Here is a 12640-nt window from a genome sequence, read left to right on the forward strand (position 1 = left end):
TTCCACGTGAAACGAAATTAAATAAGCTCTTTAAGAGTAAATGTTTATAATCAATAAAAAATGAATTTTTCAAATCAAAACGTTTATATCAAAGTCAAAGATCATTCGGTTTCCAAAGAAAATTTCGAATTGTTATTAGACGAAGAATTGCAATTATTAAAAACCTATCCGCAACCCGAATTGTCGGTTTTGGGCAAATACTACGAAAGTGAGGATTACATTTCGCATACCGATGCCAAGCGTTCTTTGTTCGAAAAAATCTACCACTTGGTTAAATCCTACTCCTTGAAAAAGAAAGTAGGCATTATTAATTCGTATCATGCTAACAAAGGAAGCCTATTGGATATCGGTGCGGGAACAGGTGACTTTTTAGTGACTGCAAAAGCACAAGGATGGGACACTACAGGAATAGAACCGAATGTAAATGCTAAAAATTTAGCGATTTCTAAAGGAATTTCCTTTCAAAATAGTATTGAAAGCATTGAAAATGAGCAATTTGACGTCATTACCATGTGGCATGTAATGGAACACGTGCCGGATGTTACACACCAAATCAAAGAATTAAAGCGTTTGTTAAAGCCCAACGGAACGATTATTATTGCGGTACCCAATTATAAATCTTTCGATGCCCAACATTACGGAATATTTTGGGCTGCTTATGATGTCCCAAGGCACTTGTGGCATTTTTCTAAAACAGCCATGGAAAAATTGGTTTCACGTGAAAATATGAAGTTGGTAAAAACACTTCCAATGATTTTTGATAGTTTTTATGTTTCCCTTCTATCGGAAAAATACAAAACAGGAAAAATGAATTTTTTCAACGCCTTTTGGATCGGTTTTCGTTCTAATTTAAAAGCAAGCACTTCGAAAGAATACTCCTCGCACATTTATGTGATAAAAAACCACTAAAACTTATTTTAAAGCGCTTTTAAGCGCTTTTTTCTTTTAAAACAACAAAACACCTTATTTGATTTTGTTGTTGAATTAAATCAAACCTATTAAACCCATTTTTAATCGAAAAATATTATAAAAATTCAATAACTATAAGGTTTATTGATTCTTTGATTTAGCCACAAATTCACGAATAGTTTTGAATTTGATGAAAAAATTTTGAAGAATTTTTTCATTTCAAGAATTGTTAAATCATTCTATATTTTTTTTGAGATGGTGAAAATCTATTTTAAAAATATTCGTGAATTCGTAGCTTACCAAATAAAATTTCTATTTTTACCAAAATTTAAAAAATTAAACCAAAAAATAACAATGAAAAAAATTGTAGTATTAGCAGCTGTCGCTATTTCAGCAATCGCTTGTAACAAAACAACTGATGTTAAAGAATTCAAGACTGCTTATATCGACACCGTTAAAATGATGGAAGAATATAACGAAGCCAAAGAATTAAATGAAAAATTTAAGACGAAAGGTGAAGTAAAAGGGAGAGAACTTGAGGTAGAAGCTAAAAAATTGCAAATAGAAAAAGAAAATTTCCAGAAAAATGCCATGGCTAAAGGACAAGCTTGGGCACAGCAAAAATATGCCGAACTACAACAAAGAGATCAGCAATTAGGGTACGCACAACAAGCAATCATGGAACAATTACAAGCTGAAGGTGGTAAAGAGCGTGATTCTATCGTAAAACAAGTACGTGAATTCATTAAAAGTTACGGTAAAGAAAAGGGGTATGATTATGTGTATGGTACTGGAGATGCAGCAACTGTTTTATATGCTAAAGATTCGTATGATATCACAAAAGACGTAATCAAAGCTTTGAATGATAAATACGCAGCTAAAGCAAAACCAGCGGAAGCGAAAAAAGAAGAAAAGAAATAATATTTCAAATCATTGAATATTAAAAGCCTTCATTCCTTGCGATTGAAGGCTTTTTTTTGGAGCTATTCCCGCTTTACGCAGTATCTTTTTCACGTGTTCTCCATACTCGCTTTGTAAGCGAACTCGAACTGCCGTGAAAAAGGATACTTGCTTCAATCGGGGCTAAAACACGCAGTATGTCATTCGGATTGACAAAATCCCTGAAAATCTGTGTTATCTGCTACATCCGCGTTCCATTTTCAACAGAACCGGGTTTCATTTCAAAATTTTCAATATTTTAGCTACATATTTAAACGCCAAATGGAAAACCTATCACAAGACGCCAAGTACACTTTACAATTTATCAATCAAACGCAGCGGAACATCTTCCTTACCGGAAAAGCCGGTACCGGTAAAACAACATTGTTACGGGAAATTATCAAAACGACCCACAAAAATGTGGTGGTGGTAGCACCTACAGGAATCGCCGCCTTAAATGCGGGTGGAGTAACAATTCATTCCATGTTTCAGTTACCTTTCGCTGGATTCATTCCCGACCATTCCACCCCACAATTTTCCGATTTTGTTAAGTTAGAAACCAAACAAACTTTAGCCAGACACTTCAAAATGAGCGGTTTAAAAAAAGCGGTCATCCGAAACATGGAACTGCTTATTATTGATGAAGTCAGTATGCTTCGTGCCGATGTGTTAGATGCCATCGATTTTATGATGCAATCGGTTCGCAAAAAGAAAATAGCTTTTGGCGGCGTTCAAGTCTTGTTTATTGGCGATTTAATGCAATTACCACCAGTAATTCGCGACGAAGAATGGAAAATTTTGCGTCAATATTATTCTGGAAAGTTCTTTTTTCATTCGCATGTCATGCAGCTTAATCCGCCATTATATATAGAACTTTCGAAGATTTTTCGTCAAACAGACGACGTTTTTATTTCGGTATTGAACAACTTGCGTAACAATCAAATTACCCAAGAAGATCTCAAAACATTAAACCAATACGTCCAACCAAATTTCGACCTCAAAGAAAATAAAGGTTATATCACTTTAACTACCCATAATGCTAAAGCCGACACGATTAACGCCAAAGCTTTGGAAGAATTAAACGGGAAATTAGTTCAATATCGACCTGAAATCATTGGCGATTTTCCTGAAAAAATTTTTCCAGTCGAAGAAAATCTACAGCTAAAAGTAGGTGCACAAATCATGTTTGTCAAAAACGATTTGTCCTTGGAGAAACGTTTCTTTAATGGAAAAATGGGAATTATTAAATCACTTTCAGAAGAAGAAATCTTGGTTCATTTTCCAGAGGAGAATAAAAATATAATGGTTGATAAATACGAATGGCAAAACATTCGTTATTCTGTTAATCCGAATACGAAAGAAATTGAAGAAGAAGTCTTAGGAACATTTGTCCACTACCCTATTAAACTGGCTTGGGCGATTACTGTTCACAAAAGTCAGGGCTTAACATTCGACAAAGCAGCGCTCGATGTATCACAAGTTTTTCTTCCTGGACAAGCCTATGTAGCCTTGTCGCGTTTACGCTCGTTAGCAGGCTTGGTTTTACTTTCTCCGCTGCAAATGAATGGCATTTCGAATGATAGCGATGTGATGGATTATGCAGCCAACAAAGCCAACGAAGAAATTCTTGCACAATCGTTGCAATTGGAAACGCAAAAATTCTTGTTGGATTATTTAAAATCGACTTTCGACTGGAACGATTTAGCCCAAGAATGGCGCAACCATCAATTTAGTTATCATGAGAAAGGAGAAAATTCGATAAAATCAAAGCATTTTATTTGGGCCAAAAAGCAGACAGAAGTGATTTGGAATATGTTGGAACCCGCAAAAAAATTTACAATTCAGCTAGATAAACTGTTTTCAGCCGAAGCAATCGATTATGCTTTTGTGGAAGAAAGAATCAATGCCGCTTACTACTATTTTTTCACACCAATAGACAACCTGGTCGATGAAATTTTATGGAAATTAGAAGAAATTAAGCGCATTAAGAAAGGCAAAGCCTTTTTCGAAGAATTGTCTGTTTTGGAAGAACTGCAAATTAAAGCCGTTTTGCGACTGATGAAGGCTAAGTTGCTTGTTAAAACTATTGCGTCACGTGAAACAATTTCCAGAGAAAACCTGACTTCCGAAGATATTAAGAATTATAAAATCAGAAAGTTAGAAACCATTCAGAAACAATTCAAAGAATTAAACATCTCTCTGATTGAAGATGACGCAAACATTGAGCGCTACACTAAAAAAATCAAAACCAAGAAAGAACCCAAAAAATCAACAGTGCAACTAACTTACGAATTGTGGTTAGAAAAAAACACAATTAAAGAAATTGCAAGTATGCGAAAGCTTTCTGCGCAAACTATTGGAGGACATATAGCCAAGCTCATCGAGGATGGAACCATTGCAATCTCGGCGGTTCTACCCGATGATAAAATCGAGGAATTAGCTCAAGCATTTAAAGGATACAAAGAAGAATCGCTGACCCCGTTGAAGGAAAAATCAGGAGACCAATTTACATGGGACGAATTGAAATGGTTTAAGGCTAGTTTGAATAGTGATTAACCACAAAAACAGTCTTAACATTATATTTATTGCAACAAATATACACCAAGTACAGCCGTAATAAAATAAATAGCGATTGTTCGGGCTCCGTCATAGTCTTTGGCAAGACGTTGTCCAAAAAGCAGCATTAATAAGGTTACACAGGAAACAACAGCTCCGTATTTTCCAAAAGTGGTGCCGCCACTTATCGACATTTCAATCATGCCTACGATACTCAGTAAGCCAGCGATTAATTCGAAAACCATTACTGTTTTTAGCGCTAATTCCACTTTTCCATCGAAAAAGGTACCCGCAAAATGCTCTTTCAACCAGCTTACATTACCTTGAAAATCAGTAAATTTATCATATCCTGATTGTAAAAAAGTAATTGCTAAAAAAAGCAATATCATTAATCCTGCTAAATTGTCCATAGTGTTTAGTTTTTATGTATTAATCGCGTTAGTTTTATTGATAAATCGGTTAAAATAATCTTGGCATTTCCGTTGCGTTCGATATGGTAAATGGCATCCGATAGTTCTTTGTAAATCTCAGAAATATTATTTCCAGTAATGAACGGCGCAAACTTATCAAAATTAAATCCTGCAATAGAAGATTCAAAATACACCATTTTTTCCGCTTGATAATTTTGCAACAGGGCCTGACGAAACATTTCAATACAAAAATGCAAAAATTTCTTTTGGGTTTCACGCCCTAAACTAGCAATTTGCTCGCTCCAGCCAATCAAATCTTGAATGGCAGCCGCATTTCCTTTGGCCCTAAAAGCAGCCCGCACCCAAGTTACAAACCATTCTTCAAAAGGAGCATCTTCATTAATTTCATGGCAAAGTTGTACCGCTTTGTTATAATTTCCTTGGGCTTTGTGTGCAATTTTTAACGCTTTTTTACCCTCGACATTTTCATAATTAACCAGATGCGAAGCGATTGCATCTTCACATAATCCAGCAAAATGGATGACTTGACAACGCGAGCGAATGGTTTGGATAATATCTTCTTCGTTTTCGGTAATTAAAATAAAAACAGTTTTATCGGTGGGCTCTTCTAAAAGTTTTAATAATTTGTTGGAAGCTGCGATATTCATTTTGTCGGCCATCCAAACAATCATGATTTTATACCCTCCTTCATAGGATTTTAACGCCAGCGATTTTAAAATTTCGGAGGCATCCTCTACCCTAATTTCGCCTTGTTTGTTTCCTACGCCTAACTTTTCATACCAATCAAAAAGACTTCCATACGGTTTTTGTTGTAAAAATTCGCGCCAAATCGGCAAGAAATCCAAGCTTTTCGGTTTCGATTTTACATCTTCAGTGGTCACGGTTGGATACACAAAATGCAAATCAGGATGCGAAAAATTTCCAAATTTTAAATTACAGGATTCATTTCCGCCTTGATTTTCAGCTCCTGTATTGGCACACAAAACATATTGTGCATAGGCAATCGCTGTAAGCAGCACACCCGTTCCTTCCGCTCCAACAAACAATTGGGCATGCGGAATTCTACCATGCGAAGCACTGGTAATTAGGTGATTTTTGATATGTTCTTGGCCAACAATTTCTTTAAAAAGCATAAAACAAATGTAGTTTAGTTGAGTTTTAAAACAAAAAGAAATTGTTTTTTTTGAAAAAGACACGTAAAAACTTGAAAATATATCACAAAAACAGATGGTTGTGTAATAATTTTTATATTTTTGCGCTCCAAACTGAATGCTATAAGTTATAAAAACTGTCTGTATTTACAGTGTGTTTTCACATATTTTTAACGTAAAATAATTTTTGGCACGCTTTTGGTATGATTGTTTAGAAATGAAATGCATTAATTTTTACAACTTTAATTTTGATTTAACAAGAAGGAATAAAAAAAGTTTTCAAAAACTTGTTAATTCATTTTAAAAGTATATTTTTGAACAATTAGACTTTAATAACTAAAATTACGATTAACCATGAAAAAAATTATCTTTTTAAGCCTATTTATGCTTTTTGCAGTAGGAAATATGAATGCTCAAGCTAAAAAGCCAATAAGTATAATAAATACAAGTGGGGCAGCATTGAAAAAATTTCACGAAAAAAGTGAACTTGACGGCATGCAAAAAGGAGCGCTTTTAGAATTATATATTGAGCGTATTAAAGTATTAGTAAATACATTACCGTATATCGCTTTAACAAATAAGCCAGGGGTAACTATGGCAGATGTTGGGGTGCCAGACAATGCAGAGAATAACAAATCGTTATTAGCGCAACAAGCAAACACGACAACATTTTTAAATTCAACAGTTGATTTTCAACGTTTAATGACGCCGTATGCCGATAAAGGAAACTTAATTTCTTCTATTTTATACTACGAAAATATGTTGCGAGAATTAAATCAGCTTAATGAATAGTAATTAATTAAATATTTTTTATTATTTTAGTTCCAAATTTCTAATACATGTCCCCATGAGAAAACTACTTAACTTACGATGGATTGCATTGTTAGCTGTAACATTTACAGCGAATGCGCAACAAGAAAAGGGTATAATTGGTTCGACCAACTGGTTGAATAATTGGACGGAATTTAAACCTGCAAAGACGGAGTACAACGAGACTAACCAGATTTTGTATGGTAAAATTACAACGAACACGACTTTATTGAAGAAAAACACCTACTTACTTCAAGGTCCTGTTTATGTAACTAACAATGCAGTTTTGACTATAGAGCCAGGGACTGTAATTAAAGGAGATTCGGAAACTAACGGAGCATTAGTAATCACAAAAGGTGCGCAAATCATTGCGAACGGTACAGAAACGGATCCAATTGTGTTTACTTCCAACAAACCAGTAAAAAAAGCTGGGGATTGGGCTGGATTAATCATTTTAGGTGACGCACCGATAAATAAATTTGGAGGAACTTCTTCTATCGCTTACGATTTAGATCCTGCAAGTACCATTTATGGCGGAACCAATCCAACAGCTACTTCAGGAGTTTTACGTTTTTTAAGAGTAGAATTTGCTGGAAAAAAGATAAAAGGATTTAAAGATTACAATGCTTTAACTCTAGCGGCAGTTGGAAATAAAACAGTTATTGAAAATGTAATGTGTAGTTTTTCAGCGTCTAACTCATTAGAGGTTTTAGGCGGAGAACTAGCGATGAAAAACATCGTTTCATTACGTTCTTCTGGTGATGATTTTAGATTTACACAAGGAACGCAATGCAAAATGGATAACTCTTTAGCTGTTAGACATTCATTGTATTCGGGAGCTACTAGAGCGAGATGTATGAATGTAAATTCATACGACAAGAAAGAAGAAGCAGATTTTTCCAAAAAATTATCTAGTGTTGTTGCCACGAATTGTACATTGGTGAATACTACCGAAAATTTAGCAGCAGATATTACTTCAGGATTAGTAAAAGAGGCAGTATTTGTTGGGGACAATACTACATTTGCACTTAAAAACAGTGTTATCTCTGGATTTATGCCTGCAGTAATTATTGATGATGAAGTAAAACCAGAAGCAGGAGGATTAAAGAAAATAGCTTTATCTCAATTGTACTTTAACTATTGTAAAGGAAATGTTTTCATTGAAAACACTACAAATAATGAAGATTTAGAAGATTATTATGGTAATCCTCAATTTTCCAATTTATATGAATCAACACCAAACGATGTGTTATTCATTGATATAAAATCAGCGACAAAAAACCCTGATTTTAGAGTACAAATTGGTAAAATTACAGCATCAAAATAATTAACACATACAGTTAAAAAAATCCATTAAAGGACGATCTGCCTTTAATGGATTTCTTTGGTTTTTATAAGTTTGGGTATTTTAAAATTTGAAAACATGAAAAAACATAGCCTAAATACGATAAACAAATTGGTAAAAACACTAACTCTGATGTTCTTGTTTTTTTCTTTTTATACCAATGCACAAACCATCAATCCGCCAATTAAATCTTTCGGAAATATTTGTGCCTCTCCTTCCTTCAATAGCTATACCGCTAATTTTGATTTTAGTGGTTTTGGCGCCGGTACGACATTCGTTCTTGAAATGTCAAATGCAGCGGGAAGTTTTTCTACCCTGACTCCAATTTCGATTATTTCATCACAAACTGCTACAAGTCCAGGAAGTTTCACCTTCAGTGTTCCAGCGAATACAACAACTGCAGGTCAAAATTATGTACTACGAGTAAGAAGTATTTCACCAGCGATAACGAGCGGACCTTCCACTCCAGCATTTAATGCGTATTACAAAGCCTATAACAACAGTTTTACCATAAACAACAATTTAACATCAATCAATATCTGTGGTAATTCAGGTACTTTATCAGTTGATGCAGGGTCAAGTTCTCCAAGAAACTTCGCAGGATTAAAATACAAATGGTACCGAAATAATGTACTGATTGCCGGTCAAACCAATTTTTCATTACCCGTAACCACACCCGGAGCGTATTATGCCGAATTGGATTATGGCGGCTGTAGTAGTTCTTTAACAACCTCACAAACGATTAATGTTAATTTTGTAACCAGCGCTTCAAGTTATACGATAGTTTCAAGTTTGGGTACTGATATTTGTCCTGGAACACCTACTACGTTAAGTACCGAACAGGGTCATAGCTATCAATGGAAAAGAAACGATGTATCAATACCAGGAGCAACACAATATGCTTATATAACAGATGTTCCAGGATCCTATAAAGTGGTAGTTGGTCCAGGCTCGCCTTGTCAGTCGGATTCCAACACCATCGTACTTAACGCTGAAAGTTTTAATCTTTCTGTGGATGCATTGTTGCCTCCTGCAAAAAACAGAATTCTTGAAGGCGATACCTTAACAGTTACCGCTACAACTGACGCAACTTCTCCAACTTACGAATGGTTTAAAGACGACGTTGCAGTTACCCCAGCAAACATAACTCCTACAATAGCAATCACTCAACCTGGAAAGTATAAAATAGTTGTCAATCAAACGGCATCCTGTAGTTTTTCTAAAAAATTGGAATTTGACGTAATATTTGGAGCGGTGGCCTTAACAGTTCCGAACGTAATTAGCCCAAATAATGGTGATGACAGTAATGATACTTGGGTAATTCCGAACGAATATGCCAACCTTGAGCATGAAATCATAATCATGGATAATTACGGAAAAATTGTGCTTCAAAAAACAAATTATCTCAGTGATTGGCCTGCTCCAGGTTCAATTGAAGTCAAATCGGTTAATCCAGTATATTTTTACATCATTAATAAAAATGGAAGTCCAATTAAAAAAGGATCTATAACCATAATCCAATAGCATGAAATTAAGAGTATTTTCTATTTTACTTTTACTAAGTATTACTACCTATTCTCAAAATACGGATGGTGTTATGTCGTTTGATGTACCAGCAAAAAATTCACTTAAATTCAATAAATTTTTAATCAACCCAACGTTTAGTTACGTTCGTGAAGACGAATCTTTTATTAGTTTTTTAAATAAAAGACAATGGTCTGAATTTGAAAGTGGACCACAAGCCTATTTCTTCAGTTACTCTGGTAAATTTAGAGAAGAAAACGGAATCGGTTTGGGCCTTTTTCAACGCAAATTAGGCGTATTATCCTCTTTTGGAGCGGTAGCCAATTTTGCTAGAACTGTTGAAATGAATAGAGACAGTCAATTCGCTTTTGGAGTCAACTTGGCTTACGTAAATAGTGGTTTAAGCAAAGGGGATGTAAATGCGGTTGACCCAAACGATCCCTCTTTAGCCAATATTCCTAAAAATTCTTCTGTATCTATTAATCCTGGGGTGAATTACACCACCGGATTTTTCGATCTTGGATTAACAGCCAACAATATTTTTTATTACAGTTTTAATAGTGGTGTCGTTAAAGATGACCCTACTAAAGGCGTTGGAGCCCATATCATGTACACCGGTTATATGGATGGATATGGTATTTTTGAAAGAGCAAAATTTTCAACATTAGTCAAAGCAGATATTCAAAAAGGGAAAACTCTTTTCTCAGGTTCTTTACTTTTTAATGCGCCAAAAGCATTTTGGGCACAAGCTGGCTATAACAATGTGTATGGTGCTTCTGCAGGTGTAGGATTAATTGTAGCGAAAAAAATATCATTAGGGTATACCATAGAAAAAGGATTTGGAAACTTCTCTGATTTTGGAATTTCTCATGAAATTACCTTAGCCTATAAACTAAAAGGATACGGAGAATATGAAGATGCTGGCCCTGTGGTGAAAGCAACTCAAAAAACAAATCCAGCTAAAAAAGCGGTGGCGGTGAAGAAAAAATCTCCGGCCGAATTATATAAAGAAAGACAAGCGGCATTAGCCTTAAAACAACAACAAGAAAAAGACCGTTTAGAAGCGGAAAGATTAAAACGTGAGGCCGATTTAGCTGATGCGAAAGCGAAAGCAGAAGCGCTTGCCAAAGAACAAGCAGAAGCATTACGTATTAAAAAAGAACAAGATATAGCGAATGCTAAAGCAAGAGCTGACGAAGCGGCACGTTTAAAAGCCGAAGCGGATAAAGCGAGGTTAGCAGGACAAGCCAACGCTGCTGCGGAAGCAAAAAGAAAAGCACAAGAGAAAGCAGAAGCGGATCGTTTAGCAAGAGAAAGAGCAGAAGCGGAAAGATTGCGTTTGGCAAATGAAAAAGCCGCCGCCGATGCTAAGGCAAAAGCCGATGAAGCAGCACGACTAAAAGCGGAAGCAGATAAAGCGAAAGCCGATGCAGCAGCACAAGCCAAAGCAGAAGCGGACAGATTAGCAAGAGAGAAAGCAGAAGCAGATCGTTTGGCAAGAGAAAAAGCAGCAGCGGATGCCAAAGCAAAAGCCGATGAAGCAGCCCGATTAAAAGCAGAAGCGGATAAAGCGAAAGCAGATGCAGCAGCACAAGCCAAAGCGGAAGCGGACAGATTGGCAAGAGAGAAAGCGGAAGCGGATCGTTTAGCAGCATTAGATGCCAAAGCCAAAGCCGACGAAGCAGCACGATTAAAAGCAGAAGCGGATAAAGCGAAAGCAGATGCAGCGGCACAAGCCAAAGCGGAAGCCGATAGATTGGCCAGAGAAAAAGCAGAAGCAGATCGTTTGGCCAGAGAAAAAGCAGCATTAGATGCCAAAGCCAAAGCCGACGAAGCAGCGCGATTAAAAGCAGAAGCGGATAAAGCGAAAGCAGATGCAGCGGCACAAGCCAAAGCGGAAGCGGACAGATTAGCAAGAGAGAAAGCGGAAGCGGATCGTTTAGCTAAAGACAAAGCAGCAGCAGATGCCAAAGCGAAAGCGGATGCAGAAGCAGAGCGACTTAGAAAAGAAGCGGAAGAAAAAGCACGTTTAGAGGCGGCGAAAACGGCTGAGGACAAAGAATTAGACAATCTAAGTCAAGTGATTGATGATTCTAAGAAAAATCAAACGGAAACGGTTTCTAAATTCAAATCTTTAGTAGATAGTAAAGAAAAAGAATTATTAGACATGCGTAAAGCAAATGATGATTCGGAAAAAGGAATTATTACCCAGGAAAGAGAAGTAGAATTCCAAAGTGGAGCTGTGGCGAATAGAGCTATTGAAACTTTAAAAGCAGAAATCACTCAGAACGCAGCAGCACAAGCTCAATTCATTAAAGAATACGAAACTCTTGCAGCAGAACGATTGAAAAAAGTGCCGAATAAAAATGATTTAGTGAATCAAGATTATGCACGTACTATCGAAAAATTAAAACAAGATAAAGCACAAGCTGATCGTCAAAACGCCGATTTATTAGCCCGTCTTGAAAAAATTAAAGTAGAAACAGAAATCGAGAAAAAACGTAGAATCAAGCGAGCAACTTTTGATAGTAATGATGCTAAATATCAAAAAGATAGAGCAACATTAGCACAAATTAAGGCGTCAACATCTCCAACGAATCAGGTATTTACACCAGCTGATTTCAATTATGGTGATGATGATCAGGCAAACATGCAAATCGTTAAAAATGTCGATAATGTGAATCCAGGTTTCTATATGGTGTTAGCAGCTCATAAAGATGAAGCAAAACGTGATGAGTTTGTTAGAAAAGCAATTCAAGCCGGACAAACAAATATTGACTTTTTCTATAACGTAAACAATAGTACCTACTATATTTATACGAATCAGTATTCAGAAATTGATCAAGCCACAACGGCATTAGAAGCCAAAGGAAGTAAACCATACAATGGAAAAATGGTGATTATTAAAGTTGAAAAAAATAAGTAAGAATTGAAGAGTAGAATAATTACTATAAAATAAGTTGATGTATTTAAAA

9 protein-coding genes are annotated in these 12640 nt (G+C 35.9%); 7 read left to right on the forward strand and 2 right to left on the reverse strand.

Annotated elements, in window-relative coordinates:
- Window positions 1–60 precede the first annotated feature (60 nt).
- The 3 genes from EQG63_RS03285 (at window position 61) to EQG63_RS03295 (ending at window position 4404) form a co-directional block, all read left to right on the forward strand.
- Entirely contained in the window at window positions 61–909 is an 849-nt protein-coding gene (locus EQG63_RS03285) for a class I SAM-dependent methyltransferase (RefSeq protein ID WP_129434369.1), read from the forward strand.
- Window positions 910–1263: 354 nt separating this feature from the next.
- Window positions 1264–1830, forward strand: a complete 567-nt coding sequence (locus tag EQG63_RS03290; protein WP_129434371.1) for an OmpH family outer membrane protein — start codon at window positions 1264–1266, stop codon at window positions 1828–1830.
- Window positions 1831–2130: 300 nt separating this feature from the next.
- Window positions 2131–4404 (forward strand): helix-turn-helix domain-containing protein, encoded by a 2274-nt coding sequence (locus EQG63_RS03295; RefSeq protein ID WP_129434373.1) that lies wholly within the window; start codon window positions 2131–2133, stop codon window positions 4402–4404.
- Window positions 4405–4430: 26 nt separating this feature from the next.
- Here EQG63_RS03295 and EQG63_RS03300 read toward each other — a convergent pair whose 3' ends face one another.
- Complete coding sequence (locus EQG63_RS03300; RefSeq protein WP_129434375.1) at window positions 4431–4814, reverse strand: DoxX family membrane protein; 384 nt, start codon at window positions 4812–4814, stop codon at window positions 4431–4433.
- A 5-nt stretch (window positions 4815–4819) separates the two neighbouring features.
- The gene (locus tag EQG63_RS03305) at window positions 4820–5968 is read right to left on the reverse strand and encodes a DNA polymerase III subunit (RefSeq protein WP_129434377.1); all 1149 of its coding nucleotides are present in this window, start codon (window positions 5966–5968) and stop codon (window positions 4820–4822) included.
- Window positions 5969–6340: 372 nt separating this feature from the next.
- Between EQG63_RS03305 and EQG63_RS03310 the strand changes: the two genes are divergently transcribed.
- The 4 genes from EQG63_RS03310 to EQG63_RS03325 all read left to right on the forward strand — a co-directional run bounded on the left by EQG63_RS03310 (window position 6341) and on the right by EQG63_RS03325 (window position 12591).
- Window positions 6341–6778 (forward strand): hypothetical protein, encoded by a 438-nt coding sequence (locus EQG63_RS03310; RefSeq protein ID WP_129434379.1) that lies wholly within the window; start codon window positions 6341–6343, stop codon window positions 6776–6778.
- Between the two features lie 55 nt (window positions 6779–6833).
- The gene (locus EQG63_RS03315; protein ID WP_129434381.1) at window positions 6834–8123 is read left to right on the forward strand and encodes a hypothetical protein; all 1290 of its coding nucleotides are present in this window, start codon (window positions 6834–6836) and stop codon (window positions 8121–8123) included.
- Window positions 8124–8219: 96 nt separating this feature from the next.
- Window positions 8220–9665 carry a T9SS type B sorting domain-containing protein gene (locus EQG63_RS03320; protein WP_129434411.1) on the forward strand — a complete coding sequence of 482 codons (1446 nt, stop codon included), beginning with the start codon at window positions 8220–8222 and terminating at the stop codon, window positions 9663–9665.
- A 1-nt stretch (window position 9666) separates the two neighbouring features.
- Window positions 9667–12591 (forward strand): PorP/SprF family type IX secretion system membrane protein, encoded by a 2925-nt coding sequence (locus EQG63_RS03325; RefSeq protein ID WP_129434413.1) that lies wholly within the window; start codon window positions 9667–9669, stop codon window positions 12589–12591.
- The last annotated feature ends 49 nt before the right edge of the window (window positions 12592–12640 follow it).

It is taken from the genome of Flavobacterium amnicola, assembly GCF_004122165.1.
Classification (GTDB): Bacteria; Bacteroidota; Bacteroidia; order Flavobacteriales; family Flavobacteriaceae; genus Flavobacterium; species Flavobacterium amnicola.